This is a genomic window from Streptomyces sp. NPDC020681, from assembly GCF_044334895.1.
In the GTDB taxonomy this organism is placed as follows: domain Bacteria; phylum Actinomycetota; class Actinomycetes; order Streptomycetales; family Streptomycetaceae; genus Streptomyces.
The window spans coordinates 378,766-397,592 of the sequence record NZ_JBIRTX010000007.1 but is presented as its reverse complement, the minus strand read 5'-3'; the positions used below and the strand labels follow the sequence as shown (position 1 = coordinate 397,592).

Genomic DNA, 18,827 nt, shown 5'->3' with positions numbered 1-18,827 from the left:
TCCCATTGCGTCAATCGCCTTGTGCCGACTCGATCTCGGCGTGGACGGCGGGGCTGTTCGCCGCGAGATGGCGCATGACGGTGTCCATCTGGGTGCCCACATTGACGAAGGCCGCCGTCCTGCCCTGGAACATCACGTCCTCCACGCGCCGCGTGCCCCGGTGCAGCGCGACCACTCTCCAGTCGTCCGTGAGGACGGGAGAGCCGGAGGAGCCGCCCCGGGTGTCGGTGAAGTAGCGGACGTCGTTCTCGTCCGCCGCGTAGACGAGGTTGTTGCGCAGGGCGACGCGCTTCGGCTGGCCGCCGGGGTGCTGGATGATGTTGACGGCCACCACATCGCCATCGGCGACCGTGAGCGGTTTCCTCGTCAGCTTCAGCACGGGGCGTGACGGCTCGGCGGTCAACCGCAGGATCGCGTAGTCGAGTTCGGCGTCCGCGGCGACGAGTTCGGCGATGGCCGCCTCTTCGGTCTCCACGTCGTCGGTGTCGTAGTCGAATCGCGCGCGGGCGTGCCGTGCCTGCAGGAGCAGGTCGTCGGCGGCCGCCTGCGGCCGGCTCGTGCCGGTGCCCGCCCGGGCGTTGACCACATGGTGGTTGGTGATGAGCAGGGCCGGGGCGATGAGCCAGCCGGTGCCGGAGTGCGGGAATCCGTTCGGCTGGAGCGGCTCGCCCGACTCGTACGGCGGCACCTTGATGCGGGCGACTGCCGTTCCCGCGAGATCGCCGCCTCGGAGGAAGCCGAAAGGGACGGTGTCGTCGCGGTGGACGATCTGCTCCTTGAGCTCCGCGGCGGGCATCGCGGCCACGATGTCCGGCTCGCCGCCCGCGCTGCGGGCCACGTCGTCCAGGGACCGTTGAAACAGTGCGAGCGGCGCGGCCTCGGTGGTCTGGGCGACGGCATTGCGCAGCCAGATCTCCAGCGGCACCGAACCGTCCACGAGCCGCTCGACACGGTTCATCTCGTTGAGATCCGAGTGCACCTGCCGCCCGGGCGCGGGCAGCAGCGGCAGCGTGCCGCGGTACTTGGGCATGATGCCGTCGAACAGCAGCGGCCGGACCATGGGGTCGGCGAGCCCGGTCTCCAGGGCCGCGTCCCGCACCTGGAGGATCTCGTCCGGCGTGAGATACGCGGTCATGACGCCTCCTCGCGCGTAGCCCTTGCACGGCCCATCGCGCCCGCGCCCATTGCGGCGGCCACGCCGGCCGCGATCTCACCGCTCTCGTCCGGTACGGCCAGCAGCCGGCGGGCGACTGCGTCGAGCGTGCCGCGGTCGCGGGCCAGCCGCAGGATTCCGGTGGTGTCGGAGGGCCCGGCGCCGCACGCCTGCGGCTGGGAAGGGCCCGCGGCGTCGCCGAGGATGTCCATCAGCGCGACGAGCAGCGCCGGCTGCCGGGAGGCCGCACGGCATATCGCCGCCCCCAGGGTCTCCAGCGCCTCGTCGTCCGCAGGCAGTCCCACGACCTCCAGCGCATGCTCCAGTGCGGCGGGATCGTTCACATAGACCTGCGAGGCGACGGCCCGTACGAGTGCGGGCTGGTCGGCGAGTACGTCGTCCGGCAGCACCCGCAGCCGCTGCGCGAGCCGGCTGTCGGCCTCGGAATCGGGGACCTCCGCGCCTGCGGCCAGCCGGGCGCGGGCCAGCAGCGCACCCATGGCTTCGAGATCCTGGCCGAGTGCCACGGCGATGTCCTCCGCCATCCGCAAGTCCCGGTCCGCGCTCGCCGGGTCGTCCGCGTCCTCGGCTAGCCGGGCGGAGAGCAGCAGCAGCTCCAGCTGCCGTTCCTCGCATCCCCCGCCCTGCGCGGAGGCGATGGCGTCCGACGCTGCCGCACGGGCCTCGTCCTGCCGTCCCAGCCTGTTCAGCGTCTCGGCGAGCAGTGAGTGCAGCGGACTGCACGGTGTCCACGGCCGGCGTTCACCGAGCCGTACGAACGCCGCCTCGGTGAAGCCCTGAGCCAGCAGATCCTCCACCTCGCGTGCGGCGATGCGCTCCCAGTCCTCCTGGTCGGCGCCCTCCATGACATGGTCGGTGACGTCGCCGCCGAGACCTCCGAGCTTCGCTTTCAGCAGCCCGGCGGCCCTCGGTGTCATGTCCTCCTGCGCGCCGGTCAGGAACTGCTCGACGCCGGGCAGCCACCGCTCCTCCACCGATCGCGGGTTCTCGTTGAGCCGCAGCCGGTGGTAGATCTCCTCGGCGCGCGCCTCGAGACCGTCCCGCGCGGCGTAGTAGTCGACCGCGCGCTGTTCGACGGTGCGCATCACATCGGTCCGGTCGCCGCCGGGCAGGCGCAGCATGATGGCGCGTACGTCGGTGCGGTGCCGTACGGCACCTGGGCCGGCCGGCTCCACCAGGTCGAGCCGGGAGAGCTCGTCGAAGAGGTTCCGGGCGTCGTCGAGGGTCTCCACGCGCAGGCCGCACGGCTCGGCGAGTACATCCTTGATGATCTCGGGATTGATGATCCGGAGCACCAGCCCGGGATGCGCGAGACGGCGTACGTCCTGGTCAGCGATGTGGTTGAGGATCCGGTCGTACAGGATGCCCTGCACGAGCATCTGGTCGACGCGGCGGAAGAACTGCCGGCGGCGGGCCGGCAGGCTGCTGATCAGTTCGCCCATCGGGCCGGCCTCGCCGCCGGCGAGAGCGGCGGCCCGTGCCGCCAGCTTCAGGCTCAGTGGATGCCCGCCGACCCGCTCCGCCAACACCCGTGCCACGTCCGGGTCGTCGACGCCGCAGGACTGCAGCAGGCCGACGGACGCCTCCGGATCGAGCTCGCGGAGCTCGATGTCCCGCGGAGTCATCGCACGCGCCGGATGGTCGACGGAGGACCGCCCGGAGATGACGACTCGAAGCCGCGGAAAGAGCTGCTGGAACGAGACGCACATCGTCCACATCCGGCCCAGTACCGGTGAACCCCGGTACTGCGCCTCCTCGAACGAGTCGATGACCAGGACGAACGACGGATCCTCCTGGCCCGCCGACGCCACCGCCCGGACCAGGAGGTCGGCGGCTCGCCGGATGAGTTCCGACTCGCGCTCGGTCGCCAGCAGCTGGAACTCCTGCGAGGAAGTGCGGCCCAGGACGGACCGGGTGGTGGCGAGTTCGTGCAGCTGTGTCACCCGGTCGTGGCCCTCCCGCTGACTGCGCGCCGTCTGCTGGCACTCGTACGCCAGCGCGTCCAGCTCGGCGCGATGGGGCGGGTACTGGATGCCGAGCTGCCGTGCGGCCTCGGCGATGAGCGTGACGGGTTCGTGGATCGAGAGCGTGGGCCGCTCGAAGTCGATGTACGCGAAAGGGAAGCCGGGGGCGAGGTCGTTGATGCTGTCGAGGAGGAACTTGGCGAGGAGGGTGCTCTTGCCCATGCCGCCCGGGCCGTGGATCACCAGAGGCGGCACGGGCGCACCTCGGGCGTCCTCGTCTCCGGAATCGCCCGGCGGGCCGATGTAGTCGCGCAGTTCGTTGAGTTCATGGGTACGCCCTTGAAACGGCCCCTGCACGAGACGTTCCAGCGGCTGCAGGAGCCGGGCCCGCTCCAGAGAGTGCTGCAGGTCGTCCGTGTCCGGCAGCCCTGTCATGCCAGGTACCCGCGCGAGCCACAGCACTGCCTGGAGCGTGTCGGCGAGTTCGTCGGCCGAACGGCCGCTCAGCGACGGCCTGTTGTCGGAGAGATAGGCCAGACAGATGCCCTCAGGGCCCGGGTCGTCCTCGAACTGGGCGCGGTTGCACTCCAGCGCGCTCCGGGCGGCCTGAGGCCCGGAGAGACTCCGCAGCGCCTCGTCCCGGACATCCGACTTGAGACTCCAGACCGCCTGCTCCTTCATGCCCATGGTCGTGCAGTCGTCGAGCAGCTCCAGGACGGCGCCGCCGGTCGGGCGGTCCTCGCCGGGCAGCCGGAGCAGCATGGGATCGAAGTGCGTGAGCAGACAGGCCGCCGCCCGGTAGGCGCCGCGCACGTCCGAGACGGCTTGCGCGCCGTCCTCGCCGGCGCTGAGCTCCTCGCGCAGCCGGGCGGTGAAGATCTCCCGCGCCTCAGAGGGTCTGGTAGACACGGATGGCCCCCTCCGCTGCCGTGCAGATCTTCCGCATATAGCTGTCGCCGTTGGCGTCGGTTTCCGTGGCGCGCAGCACCTCTTGGACGGCGACGTCCACGAGTTCGGCGATCGTGGCTTCCTCGGGCTCTCCGGTACCGAGGAATCCGGGCGGGGATTCGTGGAAGTACTGGTCGAAGAAGTTGCGCAGATCGGCGGGTTCGGCGACCCGGGCCGTGTCCCAGCAGACGCTTCCGCGCAGGTCGTACGGCAGCTGGCGCATCGCGGGCCCGTAGCCGAGGAGTACGAGACGGGGCGCCTGGTCGCCTCGTACGGCGGCGTGTTCGTAGATGGCGAGGGCGAGTTGGCCGATGAAGTCCCACACGTCGGAGCTGGGGTCGAGCTTGTCGCACTCGTCGAGGACCAGCCAGAACCGGTCCTCGGCTGCGGTCGCCCTGCCGACCACCCAGTGCACGGCGTCGTCGATCGACGGCAGCAGGTCATTGAGTTCCGTCGGGTTCAGCGGCGAGATTCCCGCGCGCGGATCGGCGACGAATTCCGCGAGACGGCGCACGACCTTGTCCGCGGTGGAGGTGTGCGACAGCGTGACCCGCGCCGGACGGAATCCGTAGTGCTGGCCGATATGGCGGATGAGGTTGTACGAGTACGACCTGCCGCTGTCCGGGTCGCCGTCGACCAGCAGTACGGATTTCTCGGGGTCGTCGACGAAGGTGCGCAGTGTCTCGCGCAGACTCTGCCGGTCGATGAAGACCTCGGTCCCGTTCTTGAGGACGCAGGTGCGGAAATTGTCCTGAGACGCGTGGGCCCGGCAGTCCTCGCGGAGCCGGTCCCGGAATTCAAGAGCTTTGGATACTTCCGGGAGTACGGAAAGCCGGTCGACCGTGGCGACTTTCTCGACGAGTCCGAGCTGGCCCCGGATGTCTTTGCGTGAAGCTTGAACGAGTGCTCGGGCATTCTCCGCGCTGACCGCCGTCAGCGGAAGTTCGGAGACGAATTCCGCGGAGAAGCCGTACTGGACGAGCTGGGTGTGCGGATCGGTGGTGTCGAGCAGGTACTCCCGTACCCACATGGTCACAAGGTCCCATTCCGTTTCGGTCAACGGCATGCCGCACCTACCCAGCCGCCCCTGAGGAGCACGAGACGGACTAACTCCTACTTGTCATGTTTCCATCCTGTTTATGTACCTGCAAGACGGCTCTATGGACCTGTCGGATGGCCGAACATCGCGTGGAATGCCTCTCTGACCTGAGGATGTGTGAGGTACTCGGTGATGCCGTGATGGTTCTCGCTGTCGTTCCGCACCAGCAGGTCGGTGACCCGCTCGGCCGGCGCGTACTCCGGCCGCAGCGTGTGGTCCAGGGCCACCAGATCCCGCAGGTCCGAGGCGTTGCGCCAGGCCCGCACGCCGGCCGGAACCGCCGGTGGCCGCGCCAGATGGTCCTGGATCTCGCTGATCGCGAGCGGCGAGCCCACGGTGACGAAGAGCTCCACCTCCTGCTGCCGCTCCGCCAGCACCTCGTAGGCGACGATGGAGCCGAGGCTGTGCCCGACCACCGCGACGGGAACGCCGTCCAGGCCCTCCAGGGCCTCCTCGACGACCTCGCGTATCGCCGGCCCCGCGCCGCCGAAGAAATAGGCGTGCACGTCCTTGAAGGTGTGCTTGACGAGTGTCCGGAACACCGACTTTCGGACCGACCGAGGCAGCGGCAACGCCTCCTCCAGTGGAGGCTCGGTCTCCTCGGTCTCGGCGAGCGTGTCCGCGAGATACGTCATGTCCCGCAGCCAGCCGCCGAGCGCGTCCTTCGTACCGCCGGTTCCGGGCGTGCCTTCCGGCGCGATGTCGCCGACTTCGAACCGTGCCTCGTAGAAGGTCCTCGCGACAAACTCCTCGGCGGCCTCGACCTCCACGGGCTCCTGCGCACCCTCGGTTTCCTCGGGTGCGCCGTCCATCGGATCCGACTGGGAATCAGGAAGCGGCGATTCGTACCGGAGCGGAGCCCAGTACGCCATGCGCGAGATCTCGCCCATGTCTCTGCCGAAAAGAGCCCTGTCCCATTGCGACTTGAGCAGTTCCGATCGGACTTTGTTGCCATTGCCGTGGACGTAAATGACTCTGGGGTCCATCGTGCCTCCCGACACCGTTCAAGGACGCCGGTCAATGCCAGTATTGATCTCCGGCGATGCGCGCGCCATTCGGCCGGGGCCTGTGGAAGCATCCGAAAGACGCACGTCGGCACGGCGCAAGGAGCGACCATGGCCACCGGCCTCTCCCTTCACATCGGACTCAACAAAGTCGACCCAGCGAAGTACGGAGGCTGGGACGGCGAGCTCGTCGCATGCGAGAACGACGCCCACGACATGGCGAATCTGGCGCGCGAAGCCGGTTTCCACGACACGACTCTGCTGACGCCCGACGGCACGGTCGAGAACGTCACCGCCGAGCTGCGCAAGGCGGCCAAATCGCTGAAGAGCGGCGACATCCTGCTGTTCAGCTACTCGGGTCACGGCGGTCAGATTCCGAACGCCGTCGGCTCGGACGACGAACTCGACGACTTCGACGAGACGCTCGTCCTCTACGACCGCGAATTCCTCGACGACGAGCTGTACCGGGAGTTCGGCCGCTTCGCGGACGGCGTGCGGATCCTGGCCTTCCTCGACTCCTGCCACAGCGGTACCGGCATCGAGGTGCGGGAAATCCTCAGCCCGCAGGCCATGGAGGAGCAGTTCCAGACCAGAGACCCCGAGCAGATCGAGTACACCTCACGGCTCATGCCGGTCGCCAAGCAGTACGAGATCTACCAGCGGGACAAGGATTTCTACCAGGAACTCCAGCGCGGAATCAGCACCGAGAACGGCCGCGAGGCGGACGTCAGCGCGCTGCTCATCTCCGGCTGCCAGGACAACCAGCTCTCCTCCGACGGCCCGGTCAACGGCAAGTTCACCGGCACGATGCTGGAGGTCTGGGACCGCGGTGCGTTCCGCGGCGGATACCGCGCATTCCACCGGGACGTCGTGCGGAACATGCCGGCCACACAGAGCCCCAACTTCTATGTGACCGGCAGTCCTGGCGACGCGTTCCTGGAGCAGCGGCCCTTTACCGTCTGAGCCGTCTGGGTCGTCTGGTTCGATTGAGCGTTTGCGTCGGTTGAGTGGGTTGGGCCATCCGAGGCTTCAGCCGAAGGCGCCGGCGAAGTCGATGTCCTGGGCCCACTCCTGGTGGTCTATGAGCGGATTGCGGTTGCCCTGTATTTCGGCTATCGCCGCGTTGCGGTGCAGCTCGTACTCGCTCACCTCGTCGTCCCGGTGCCAGGTCAGCAGCAGGTCCAGACGCTCCCGCTGGAGCTCGCGCGCCTCGTCCCCGATGAATCCGGGATAGCGCAGCAGGAAGTACAGCGTCGCCCTGGCCACCGGGCCCTTGCCCGCCGAGGGCTCGAACTTCAGCGGCTCGCGGCGGCCGCAGGCGTGCCGGACTACTTCCTCGGTGTCCGCGAAGTCGAAGTACGGGATGTTCCCGCGGAAGCTGTTGCACGCCGACTCGCAGGCGAACAGATGATGCAGATCCCCGCGCATGGGTTCCTTCTTGGCGAACCAGGACTGGGGCACCACGTGCTCGCAGTTGAACGGCAGCGAGGCCTCCAGCGCGTCGAGTTCGGCCGCCAGGGCCTCGGGTCCCGGCGCGCTCTCGTGCAGGAGGAACTCCTGCCAGCGTCCGATCCGGGCGGCCTCCACCGCCGCGTCGGCGCGTATCAGCTCCTCGGGCGTGAAGTCCTTGCCCGAGTAGATGCTGCGCAGTTGCTGGTCCGGGTGCAGATCGACCCACGGGTAGAGCAGCCGCATCGGCTTGTACGCGGGCCGGCGGTCGTGCGTGGCCTCCAGGAGCTCGGTGAGCTCCCGGCGCAGGACGGTGGGGCTGCCGGTGTTGATGTCCGCGTAGTAGGCCTCGCGCGCGGCTCGGTCCCCGGCCTCGTCGTAGTACGGACGGGCCCTGGACGCGGCGAGGTTGACCAGTGCGGCGGCGAGGTCGGACTCGGCGGGCGCCTGGCCGTCGATGTGCCCGATGCCGGGCATTGCGGCGGTGACCGGAGGCAGGGGCTGGGGATTGAGAGCGGTCGCATCGAGGCTGACGGTGATGTGCAGCGGAACAGTCCACCGCATGGTGTTCGCCGGGAGCGCCGACACCGTCGGCTGCTGCGCGGTCGTGTCCTGCAGGAGCCGCTGGGGCCCGACGCCGTTCATACCGCTCATGCCGTTCACGCCGATCGGCGCAGGCTCCGCCTCCACCGGGTGCAGGGACGCTCCGGCCACGAAGATCTCCTCGCGGAGCGCGGCCGCTGCACCGGACATGGGGACCTGCCGGAGCGCGTTCAGGACACGGCTGATGCGCACTCCTTCATTGGCCTTCCAGTCCAGCCGGTGCTCACCCATGCTCGGCCGCCAGATCGATCCGTCGATGGCGAGGGGCTTGCCGTTCTGGTCGGTGCGCGGAACGCCCGCGTGATGCAGGGCCACGACCTCCCACTGGTCGTTGAAGACCGGCGAGCCGGACGAGCCGGGCGCGGTGTCGGTCTCGTAGTGCACGAAATTCTCCAGCAGGTCCACGACTGTGTTCTCGCGCAACGCGAGCTGTTTGGGTTCGCCGTTGGGGTGCTGGATGATATTCACGATCTCGCCCAGGATGACCTTGCCTTCGCCCTCCTTGAGCGGCAGCCGGCCGAACGGCGAAAGCGGCTCGCCGTCCTGGGAGGTCCGGGTCACGGCGACTACGCTGAAGTCGAGATCGCGGTCGGTGACGAAGAAGGTCCCGGGCTCCAGCCGGAACACCACCGGTACGAGCGCCTTTCCGTCCAGTCCCGCCTGGAAGTTGAATTCGACGACACCACGGCCCGCTTCGTCCGCCGAGCGCAGCACATGGTTGTTCGTCATCAGGAGTGTGGGCGAGATGAGGAATCCGGTGCCGTGATGGACTCCGGCTCCGCCGCGGACGGTGATCCGGCCTATGGAGCGCGCGGCGAGAAAGCCGGCTTCGAGGAAACCGACTCCGATGAGGTCATTGCGTCCCATGAGACGCTCGAGGCCGAGCAGATCGGCGCCGACGGCGTCCGGATCCAGCTCCAGACTGCTGCCGGTGGTGGCTGCAGCGGGTGTCCGCTCGATGGCCGTGGCCAGCGCCAAGTCGGCACCGAGGCGCTTCAGCCGCATGTTCACCCGCTCGGGGGAGTCGGCGTACAGAATCCCATTCCGGTCGAGCACGCGCATATTACGGGCCCGCTCTGCCGCACGCATCTCGTAGCGGTCGCGGGCCTTCTCCACTTGTGCGAGATATCCGGCGTCGGCTTCGGGCAATTGCTGCACTGTCATTCGTCCCGCCTCCTTGTGGCCTCGTCGGTACGTCCATTGTGGGCACGGAACGCGAGGTGCTGCCCACCCGAATGGATCAGTGGTTGGCCGTTCAATACCCGGCCTCTGCAAAACTCGACGGCTGGACAATTGCGCATTGAATTTCGGCTGCACGGAACCTGCATGGCGCGTGCGCGGAAGTTGATCCGTGCACGATCGACGCGCCATTCCTCGGAGGGCTGACGGCCACTCAGAACGCGGCCGCCGGAGGGCCGGTCGCCTGGCCGATCCGTCCGATTCTGCGGATCATGCCCCGGCTCGCGTGGTTGCTCCCTATTCTAGGCGTCTCGCCGGGCCCGAATTGGGGGGTGCCCGGCATGAACTGAGGGACGCTCATGCTCCAAACCCGCACACTCGCCGCGGCTGCCGCCGCGGCGTCTCTCATCGGCCTCGCCCTGCTGCCGGCCCCGGCCCAGGCCGCAGCCGGATCGGTTCACCTGTACAAGATCTACTACGACAGCCCGGGCTCGGACCGGGGCTCCAACGTCAGCCTCAACGGCGAGTACGTGCAGATCCGCAACACCACCACGAAGGCGGTCAGCCTGAAGGGGTGGACGCTGGTCGACGCGAAGAACCACAAGTACGTCTTCCCGACCTACTCACTGGGCGCCGGAAAAGTGGTGACCGTCCACACGGGCCAGGGGACCAACAACGCCGCCCACCGCTATCAGGCGCGGAAGTGGTACGTGTGGAACAACGACAAGGACACCGCCTGGCTGAAGCGGTCGACGGGCACCACCGCCGACACCTGCTCGTACAACTCGACCAGGGTCGACTACAGGATGTGCTGAGCCGCTGACCGTCGTCACGAGCGTCCTGCACCATGAGGGCGCTCGTGGCGGAGGAGAGCCACTGCGGTTGTGTCCGTCACGGACAGGGCGGATTCTGGAGGAAATGACCCGGGCTGGTGTGGCGCTATGAGCGCTTGGAACGCGGCGGAGACCGCCGATTTCCGTGGTCCGCTCGACGTCACCAGGGCCGCCACGGCGGTTCTCGACGCCCAGAACACCGTGATCGGATGGAGCGGCGCGGCAGAGGATCTCCTCGGATACCCGCAGCAGGAGATCGTCGGCAAGCCTCTGTCCACGTTTCTGGCGCCCGGGCAGACCTCCGAGTCCGCCGCGGCACAGCATTCCGTTCAGCCCCTCGGTGCGCCGCTGAGCGGCACCGAGATCCGCGTCGCGCGCCACCGGGACGGCCGGGAGCTGCTGCTCGCGATCGCCGTCTGCCCGCTGCCCGGCTCAGGACCTGCCGCCCGCGTCGTCGTCGCCACAGACCTGGAGCATCTGCGGCTGTGGGAGTCGCGGCTGTCCCTGCTGCAGGGGCTGGCCACCCAGTCACCCGTCGGTCTCGGCATCTACGACACCGACCTGCGGCTGACGTGGTGCAACACCGCGTACGAGCTCGAGATCGGGCGGCCGTTCGAAGAGTTCCGCGGGCTGCGGGCCGATGAGATGTACCCCGAGGGCCGGTTTGTGACCAAGGGGTACCCGACCACGCTCGAGGCGGTCATGCGCCATGTCATCGACACCGGCGAACCGATCCTCGACCTGCACTTCCTCGCCGAGCAGCCCAGCGACCCCGGCAGGGAGCACCTCTGGTCGTGCTCGTACTACCGGCTCCAGGACTCCGACGGCCATGTCTTCGGCGTGTGCGAGGACGCCTTCGACATCACCGACCGCTACGAGGCCCAGCGCCGCCTCAATCTGCTCGTCGACGCGGGCCGCGCGATCGGCACAGCCCTGGACGTGGTGGTCACCGCCGAGGAGCTCACCGAGGTGGCGGTCCCGGACTTCGTCCACGCGGTCACGGTGGATCTGACGCAGGAGGTCCTGGAGGGCGAGGAGCAGGGCGTCGGCGGCCCGGCGACGCCTCTGCTGCGGGTCGCCTCCCGGTCGGCCTGGACGGACGACCCCGACGGCTCGGGCAAGCCGCGGCAGCCCACTCCGGTCGAATACCCGCGGGGTTCGCCGCAGAGCCGCAGCCTCTCCTCCGGCGGACTCGTCGTCGTGGACGACACCATGGTCGTGCCGCTGCGGGTCGGCAGCAGTCTGCTCGGCCTCATCACCTTTCGCCGGGACAACCCGCTGGCCACCTTCGACAACGGCGAGGTCGAGCTCGCGGACGAGCTGGCCACCCGTACGGCCGTGAGCATCGACAACGCCCGGCGCTTCACCCGAGAACGCGCCGCCTCACTCGCCCTGCAGCGCCAGCTGCTGCCGCGGCACGTGCCCCAGCAGTCGGCGGTCGATCTGGCCTACCGCTATCTGCCCACCGACGACGTGAGTGGTGTCGGCGGCGACTGGTTCGACGTCATCGCGCTGTCCGGCAGCCGGGTGGGACTGGTGGTCGGCGACGTGGTCGGCCACGGGCTGCGGGCGGCTGCCACCATGGGACGGCTCCGTACGACGGTACGCGCGCTGGCCCAACTGGACCTGGCCCCGGACGAGTTGCTCACCCGGCTCGACGACCTGCTGGGCCACTCGGCGCACGAACAGTCGGACCTGCCCGGCTCGGAGACCGAACCACAGGAGGACGACGCCACCGGAGCGACCTGTCTCTACACCGTCTACGACCCGGTCTCACGACGCTGCACCATGGCCCGGGCCGGGCATCTGCCGCCGGCGGTCGTGGATACCGAAGGCCATGTCTCCTTCCCCGAGCTGCCGGCCGGTCCGCCACTGGGGCTGGGCGGCCTTCCGTTCGAGTCCACGGAGATCGAGCTGCCGGTGGGCAGTCTGCTGGCCCTCTTCACCAACGGTCTCGTCCAGTCCCGTGACCGTGACATCGAGGAGGGGCTCGGCGTTCTCGGCGGGGTGCTCGGCGACAACCGCCGATCGCTGGAGGATCTGTGCGACCGCGCCGTGGCGGAGCTGCTGTCCGGCGGCAAGACGGTCGACGACTCGGCCCTGCTGCTGGTCCGTACGCGCGAACTCGGCGCCGCACAGGTCGTCGACTGGGAGCTGCCCGCCGAACCGGTCGCGGTGGGCCATGCCCGGGAGCTGGCCACCGGCCAGCTGCATGAGTGGGGCCTCGACGAGCTGTGCTTCTCGACCGAGCTCGTCGTCAGCGAGCTGGTCACCAACGCGGTCAGGCATGCCGGCGGGCCGCTGCATCTGCGTCTGATCCGTGACCGCATGCTGCTGTGCGAGGTCGCGGACGCGGGCCACACCTCGCCGCATCTGCGGCACAGCGCCGAGGACGACGAGGGCGGGCGTGGCCTGTTCATCGTCGCGCAGATCGTGCACCGCTGGGGAACGCGCTACACCGACTCCGGAAAGACCATCTGGACGGAACAGGCGTTCCCCTCGGCGGGATGACGGCGCGCTGAGCGCCGGCAAGTCGCCCACATCAGGCGACGGTTGCGGGCAGCGAGACTCCGGTGAGGCGTTCGGCCTCGGTCCACAGGCGGGCGTTGGTCGCGGTGTCGAGGGCCCGGCGGGTGACGCGGGCGGTGCTCGTGGGACCGACCAGGCCGAAGCGTCCGCTCGGACCGTAGTAGCCGCCCGCGACGGCGTCGGGGCTGGTCGCCGCGTACAGCAGCGGCTCGGTGCCCTGCTCGACCTGCTGCTTGGGCAGGAAGTCCAGTGCGCTGAGCACTGAGTGTGACCGCTTGGGCTTGTCGCGTCCGAGGCTCGCGCCTGCGGTCTGGAGGTTGGTGACGGTGTAGCCGGGGTGCGCGCCGGTGCTCATCAGGTTCCAGCCGCGTTCGGCCACCAGCGCGGCGAGGTGCGTGGTCAGGATGAGGTCGGCCAGCTTGGACTGGGCGTAGGAGAGGTTGGGCCTGTAGCGGCGGCTCTCCCACTGGAGGTCCTGGAAGCCGATCCTGCCGTAGTTGGCCGTGCCGCTGCTCATGGTGGCCACCCGCGGCGCCGTGGCGGCGAGGAGCGCCGGCAGCAGCCGGACGGTGAGAGCGAACGGGCCCAGGAAGTTGCTGCCCATCTGGAGCTCGAAGCCGTCGGCGGTGGTCATCCGCGTGGGCGGGGCCATCACTCCGGCGTTGTTGACCAGCAGGTCCAGCGGCGTGCCGTCGGCGATGATCCCGTCGGCGAACTCCTTGACCGAGGCCAGATCGGCCAGGTCGATCCTGCGCACTTCGAGCCGGGCGTGCGGATGCCGGGCCAGGATCTCGTCGCGGGCCTTCTCGCCCTTGGCGACGGTGCGGACGGCCATGACGACACGGGCGCCCGCGTCGGCGAGGCGGCGGGCGGTTTCCTTGCCGGTTCCGCTGTTGGCTCCGGTGACGACGGCGAACGTGCCGGTCTGGTCGGGGACGGCGTACATGGTGACTCCTCAGGGTTAGCGGACCGTCGGTCTGTTGTGTGGAAAACGCTAACAGACCGATGGTCTGATGACAACAGACCGGGGGTCTGTAGACTGGGTGCATGGCAACGACCTTCCAGCGCGCCCGCAACGAGGAGCAGCGCGCCGTACGACGGCAGGCGATCCTGGACACCGCGGCCGCGATGCTGACCGAGATGCCCGTGGCGCAGGTGAGCCTCAATGAACTGAGCCGCAGAGTCGGCCTGGCGAAGTCGAACGTGCTGCGCTACTTCGAGTCCCGCGAGGCCGTTCTCCTCGAACTGCTCGCCGCCGCGTCCCGCGAGCTGGTGGAGCACCTGCGAACCGCGCTCCCCGCGGCCGTCGACGCCGATGCCCCGGTCCGCGAGCGGGCCGACCAGGTCGCCGCGGCGTTCGTGACCGCGGTGGCGGAGCGTCCTGTGATGTGCGACCTGATCAGCGCGCAGGCGGCGGTCCTGGAGCGCAATGTCTCCCCGCAGGTCGCCGCCGACTACAAGCGCACCGCCATCGCGAACGCCGTCGCCCTGGCGCAGTTGGTGGCCACGCACATCCCCGAACTCGGCGAGCGCGACGCCATGCGTTTCATGGCCGGCGCGGTCATGGTGACGGGCGCCATCTGGACCCACGCGCATCCCTCGGCCGCCATGGAGGCCGCGTACGCCGCAGATCCCTCGCTGGCAGCGCTGCGCCTCGACTTCGCCGCGACGCTTCGCGAGACGCTCGAAGTCCTGCTCTCCGGACTGCTCGCGCGGGCGTCCGGCCAGGGCCGGCCCTAGGTCGTCGCGGGAGTGGAAGGCGGTGGCCGAGAGGCACTCGGGACACCGCCTACCCTTGTTCCATGAGCAGCAGCGACCGGAGCCAGGCAGTGGACGAAGCGAAAACGTACGAGGTGCGCACTTACGGGTGCCAGATGAACGTCCACGACTCCGAGCGTCTGTCGGGCCTCCTGGAGGACGCCGGTTACGTTCGCGCCCCGGAAGGCTCCGACGGTGACGCCGATGTCGTCGTCTTCAACACCTGCGCGGTGCGGGAGAACGCCGACAACAAGCTGTACGGCAACCTCGGCCGGCTCGCGCCGATGAAGACCAAGCGCCCCGGGATGCAGATCGCCGTCGGCGGCTGCCTCGCCCAGAAGGACCGCGACACCATCGTCACCAAGGCTCCGTGGGTCGACGTCGTCTTCGGCACGCACAACATCGGCAAGCTCCCGGTCCTGCTGGAGCGCGCCCGTGTCCAGGAAGAGGCCCAGGTCGAGATCGCCGAGTCGCTCGAGGCCTTCCCGTCCACGCTGCCGACCCGCCGGGAGTCCGCGTACGCCGCGTGGGTCTCCATCTCGGTCGGCTGCAACAACACCTGCACCTTCTGCATCGTGCCCGCGCTGCGTGGCAAGGAGAAGGACCGCAGGCCCGGCGACATCCTCGCGGAGATCGAGGCGCTCGTCTCCGAGGGCGTCTCCGAGATCACCCTGCTCGGCCAGAACGTCAACGCGTACGGCTCCGACATCGGCGACCGCGAGGCCTTCAGCAAGCTGCTGCGCGCCTGCGGAAAGATCGAGGGCCTGGAGCGCGTCCGTTTCACCTCGCCGCACCCGCGCGACTTCACCGACGATGTGATCGCCGCGATGGCCGAGACGCCGAACGTCATGCCGCAGCTGCACATGCCGCTGCAGTCCGGCTCGGACACGGTCCTCAAGGCGATGCGCCGCTCGTACCGGCAGGAGCGTTTCCTCGGGATCATCGAGAAGGTGCGCGCCGCAATCCCGCACGCCGCCATCTCCACCGACATCATCGTGGGCTTCCCCGGCGAGACCGAGGAGGACTTCGAGCAGACGATGCACGCGGTGCGCGAGGCACGCTTCGCGAACGCCTTCACCTTCCAGTACTCCAAGCGTCCCGGCACGCCCGCCGCCACCATGGACGGGCAGATCCCGAAGCAGGTCGTGCAGGCGCGCTACGAGCGCCTGGTCGCCCTGCAGGAGGAGATTTCCTGGGACGAGAACAAGAAGCAGGTCGGCCGGATCCTGGAGGTCATGGTCGCCGAGGGCGAGGGCCGCAAGGACGGAGCGACACACCGTCTCTCGGGGCGCGCGCCCGACAACCGCCTGGTGCACTTCACGAAGCCCGGCGAGGAGGTGCGTCCGGGCGATGTGGTGACCGTGGAGATCACCTATGCCGCGCCGCACCATCTGCTCGCCGAGGGTGCTGTGACGTCCGTACGCCGCACCCGCGCGGGCGACGCCTGGCAACAGCGCAACGCCGCCGAGGCCGCCAAGCCGGCCGGAGTGATGCTGGGCCTGCCGAAGATCGGCGTCCCGGCGCCGCTGCCGGTGGCGGCCGCGCCCGGCTGCGGCTGCGACTGACAAGCGACTGACAAGCGAGTGACGAGCGCCGGACCGGGCTTGGAGACGAGCACGGACTAGGCTGCCGATCATGCTTGTCGCCGCAGCCGTCTGCCCCTGTCCGCCGCTGCTCGTGCCCGAGGTCGCCGCGGGCGCGGCGCCCGAACTCGACGCGGCCAGAACCGCGTGCGCCGACGCCGTCGGCGTGCTCGCCGCCGCCCGGCCCGATCTGCTGGTCGTGATCGGTCCCGCGGACGAGGACGGCCGCGGCCCGCATCCTGCAGGAGCCGCCGGCTCGTTCCGGGGCTTCGGCGTGCCCGTCGACGTACGGCTCGGAACAAGCGAGAACCAGGAAGCGGGCCCGGCAGCGGAACGGCCTCTTCCGTCGTCGCTGGCCGTCGCCGCGTGGCTGCTCGACCGTGCCCAGTGGGCAGGCCCGTTGGAGGGCCTCGGCGTCGGCGAGCCGCTCGCCCCCGAACGCTGCCTGACTGTGGGACGTGAACTCGGCGCCCGCGCCCGGCGCGTCGCACTGCTGGTGATGGGCGACGGCAGCGCCTGCCGCACGCTGAAGGCCCCGGGCTATCTGGACGAGCGGGCCGCCGGCTTCGACGCCATGGCCGCGCGGGCGCTTGGTGACGCCGACGTCGATGCGCTCAAGGCCATGGACGAGTCACTGGCGTACGAACTCAAAGCGGCGGGCCGGGCTCCGTGGCAGGTGCTCGCGGGCGCCGCCGAGGGAGCCGGCCTCGATGGCCGGCTGCTCTACGAGGACGCGCCGTACGGCGTCGGCTACTTCGTGGCCGCCTGGTCGTAGCTCGGTCGGTGCGGGGCACCGGCCCCGGCGGACACACCGCAGCAGACAGGCCCCGGCGGACACACCACGGCGGACGGCCGCGAACAATCCGTCGTCCGCGGCCGTCCGCCGTGAATGCGCTGAATGTCAGGCAGCAGGCGGCGCAGTGCCGCCGTCCTGCGGAGTGGTGCCCTCGTCCTTGGGAGCGGCACCGTCCTGGCGCACATCTGTGTCCTTGTGGGCGATGCGTCCCAGAGCGCCCTTGGCCTTGCCGGTGCCGGACTCGATCTTGCCGCTGTACTTGCCCTTGGTCCGTGAGTCGACCGCCTTGGCGGCCTTGTCCAGACTGTGCTCGATCTTGCCCCCGTGCTGCTGCGCGAGGTCAGAGACCTTGCCCTTGGCCGGGGCGAGCTTGGCTTTCAACGTGTCCTTGAAGCCCATGGGTCACCTTCCCTCGTGAGGACTCACTTGCGGGCGCCCTCGCCGGCTTCGTTGTCCGCCGCCTCTTCGACCGACTGCTGCTTGGGAATCTCCACGCCTTCGGTGACCGTGGCCTCGGCGACCTCCGCCTCTCCGGTTTCGGTGGCCTCCGCCGCGTCGTCCTTCGACTTCTCGTCGTCCTTCGGCTCCTCGACGTCCTTCGACGCCTCGGCCTCGGAACCGCAATCGGCCGGGGGCTCGGCCGTCAGTGTTCCGACGGCTGTGTCCTCGGCCGGCGCCTCGGCCGTCGAATTGGACTTACGACGAAACCGTGAAAAAACGCCCATATCTGCTCCATAGCCTACTCGTGCGGGCGAAGTTCCGCGTCGCCCGGAGCGTCCCATTGCGCCGCCCGCGGGCACCGGTCGGAAAACCGGCGTTCGGAACCTCGCAACAGGCAACGAAGCCGCCTCCGTGCCGTCACCTCGCTCGTTCGGGGACATGCCCGTAGGTTTGCAAGACTGTGTCGGTGAGAAGTCCAGCTCCCGCACCGCGGGTCATCGCCGTTGTCGGTCCCACCGCGGCCGGAAAGTCCGATCTGGGCGTTTTCCTCGCCCAGCGGCTCGGCGGCGAAGTCGTCAACGCCGACTCCATGCAGCTCTACCGCGGGATGGATATCGGCACCGCCAAGCTGACGGCCGACGAGCGCGGCGGCGTCCCGCACCACCTCCTCGACATCTGGGACGTCACGGAGGCCGCGAGCGTCGCCGAGTACCAGCGGCTGGCCCGGGCCGAGATCGACCGGCTGCTCGCCGAAGGCCGCACGCCGGTCCTCGTCGGCGGTTCCGGGCTGTACGTCCGTGGAGCCATCGACGCCCTCGAGTTCCCCGGCACCGACCCGGCGATCCGCGCCCGCCTGGAAGACGAGCTCACGACGCACGGCTCCGGCGCGCTGCACGCCAGGCTCGCCGCCGCCGACCCGGGAGCGGGCAGGGCGATCCTGCCCAGCAACGGCCGCCGCATCGTCCGCGCCCTCGAAGTCATCGAGATCACCGGCAAGCCCTTCACGGCCAACCTCCCGGGGCACGACGCGGTCTACGACACCGTCCAGATCGGCGTCGACGTCGCCCGTCCGGAACTCGACGAGCGCATTGCGGTGCGCGTGGACCGGATGTGGGACGCGGGCCTCGTCGAGGAAGTGCGCACGTTGGAGGCGCAGGGCTTGCGGGAGGGGCGCACGGCATCCCGCGCGCTCGGCTACCAGCAGGTCCTCACGGCGCTCGCGGGGGAGTGCACAGAACTTCAGGCGCGCGACGAGACCGTGCGCGCCACGAAGCGCTTCGCGCGCCGCCAGGACTCCTGGTTCCGGCGGGACCCGCGGGTGCACTGGCTGAGCGGCGCTGCACAGGACCGCGGGGAACTTCCGCACCAGGCGCTGGCGTTGGTCGAACGAGCGGTCACAGCCTGATCACGTGATGGCATCGGGACGCTCCGGCCGTCATTTCGGCCCCCTGGAGCGTGCCATCATCG

Annotated in this window: 15 protein-coding genes; 7 read left to right on the top strand and 8 right to left on the bottom strand. The window is 69.3% G+C overall.

All coding sequences use genetic code 11. The annotated features are described in order from the left end of the window. Positions 1–10 precede the first annotated feature (10 nt). From ACH4YL_RS19995 to ACH4YL_RS19980, 4 genes are all read right to left on the bottom strand, one after another. A complete protein-coding gene (locus ACH4YL_RS19995; RefSeq protein WP_398508702.1) occupies positions 11–1,135 on the bottom strand; it encodes a trypsin-like peptidase domain-containing protein in 1,125 nt (374 codons plus the stop codon). Beyond that, a complete protein-coding gene (locus tag ACH4YL_RS19990; RefSeq protein WP_398508701.1) occupies positions 1,132–4,047 on the bottom strand; it encodes an ATP-binding protein in 2,916 nt (971 codons plus the stop codon). Before ACH4YL_RS19990 ends, ACH4YL_RS19995 begins: the two co-directional genes overlap by 4 nt. Further along, positions 4,028–5,152 carry a hypothetical protein gene (locus tag ACH4YL_RS19985; protein ID WP_398508700.1) on the bottom strand — a complete coding sequence of 375 codons (1,125 nt, stop codon included), beginning with the start codon at positions 5,150–5,152 and terminating at the stop codon, positions 4,028–4,030. Before ACH4YL_RS19985 ends, ACH4YL_RS19990 begins: the two co-directional genes overlap by 20 nt. Before the next feature lie 92 nt (positions 5,153–5,244). Continuing rightward, the gene (locus ACH4YL_RS19980; RefSeq protein ID WP_398508699.1) at positions 5,245–6,171 is read right to left on the bottom strand and encodes an alpha/beta fold hydrolase; all 927 of its coding nucleotides are present in this window, start codon (positions 6,169–6,171) and stop codon (positions 5,245–5,247) included. Between the two features lie 129 nt (positions 6,172–6,300). Between ACH4YL_RS19980 and ACH4YL_RS19975 the strand changes: the two genes are divergently transcribed. After that, positions 6,301–7,152 (top strand): caspase family protein, encoded by an 852-nt coding sequence (locus ACH4YL_RS19975; RefSeq protein ID WP_398508698.1) that lies wholly within the window; start codon positions 6,301–6,303, stop codon positions 7,150–7,152. Between the two features lie 66 nt (positions 7,153–7,218). Here the strand turns inward: ACH4YL_RS19975 and ACH4YL_RS19970 are convergent, their stop codons facing one another. Beyond that, entirely contained in the window at positions 7,219–9,405 is a 2,187-nt protein-coding gene (locus ACH4YL_RS19970) for an endonuclease (protein WP_398508697.1), read from the bottom strand. 374 nt (positions 9,406–9,779) lie between these two features. Between ACH4YL_RS19970 and ACH4YL_RS19965 the strand changes: the two genes are divergently transcribed. Both ACH4YL_RS19965 and ACH4YL_RS19960 read left to right on the top strand, forming a co-directional pair. Continuing rightward, positions 9,780–10,235, top strand: a complete 456-nt coding sequence (locus ACH4YL_RS19965) for a lamin tail domain-containing protein (RefSeq protein WP_398508696.1) — start codon at positions 9,780–9,782, stop codon at positions 10,233–10,235. A gap of 126 nt (positions 10,236–10,361) precedes the next feature. Next, entirely contained in the window at positions 10,362–12,764 is a 2,403-nt protein-coding gene (locus ACH4YL_RS19960) for a SpoIIE family protein phosphatase (RefSeq protein ID WP_398508695.1), read from the top strand. A gap of 31 nt (positions 12,765–12,795) precedes the next feature. On the opposite strand, the gene ACH4YL_RS19955 is transcribed toward ACH4YL_RS19960, so the two are convergent. Beyond that, the gene (locus tag ACH4YL_RS19955; RefSeq protein WP_398508694.1) at positions 12,796–13,728 is read right to left on the bottom strand and encodes an SDR family oxidoreductase; all 933 of its coding nucleotides are present in this window, start codon (positions 13,726–13,728) and stop codon (positions 12,796–12,798) included. Positions 13,729–13,829: 101 nt separating this feature from the next. Between ACH4YL_RS19955 and ACH4YL_RS19950 the strand changes: the two genes are divergently transcribed. From ACH4YL_RS19950 to ACH4YL_RS19940, 3 genes are all read left to right on the top strand, one after another. Next, positions 13,830–14,522: a TetR family transcriptional regulator gene (locus ACH4YL_RS19950; protein ID WP_398508693.1), complete on the top strand. Its 693-nt coding sequence runs from the start codon at positions 13,830–13,832 to the stop codon at positions 14,520–14,522. 62 nt (positions 14,523–14,584) lie between these two features. Continuing rightward, positions 14,585–16,105, top strand: coding sequence for a tRNA (N6-isopentenyl adenosine(37)-C2)-methylthiotransferase MiaB (gene miaB / locus ACH4YL_RS19945; protein WP_398508692.1), 1,521 nt, complete (start codon positions 14,585–14,587; stop codon positions 16,103–16,105). Between the two features lie 70 nt (positions 16,106–16,175). Next, on the top strand, positions 16,176–16,898 hold the full coding sequence (locus ACH4YL_RS19940; RefSeq protein WP_398508691.1) for a class III extradiol dioxygenase subunit B-like domain-containing protein: 723 nt from the start codon (positions 16,176–16,178) through the stop codon (positions 16,896–16,898). Positions 16,899–17,024: 126 nt separating this feature from the next. Here ACH4YL_RS19940 and ACH4YL_RS19935 read toward each other — a convergent pair whose 3' ends face one another. Then, positions 17,025–17,318, bottom strand: a complete 294-nt coding sequence (locus tag ACH4YL_RS19935) for an antitoxin (RefSeq protein WP_398508690.1) — start codon at positions 17,316–17,318, stop codon at positions 17,025–17,027. A gap of 23 nt (positions 17,319–17,341) precedes the next feature. After that, a complete protein-coding gene (locus tag ACH4YL_RS19930; protein WP_398508689.1) occupies positions 17,342–17,644 on the bottom strand; it encodes a hypothetical protein in 303 nt (100 codons plus the stop codon). Positions 17,645–17,826: 182 nt separating this feature from the next. Between ACH4YL_RS19930 and miaA the strand changes: the two genes are divergently transcribed. Further along, complete coding sequence (gene miaA, locus ACH4YL_RS19925) at positions 17,827–18,765, top strand: tRNA (adenosine(37)-N6)-dimethylallyltransferase MiaA (protein ID WP_398508688.1); 939 nt, start codon at positions 17,827–17,829, stop codon at positions 18,763–18,765. Positions 18,766–18,827: the final 62 nt, after the last annotated feature.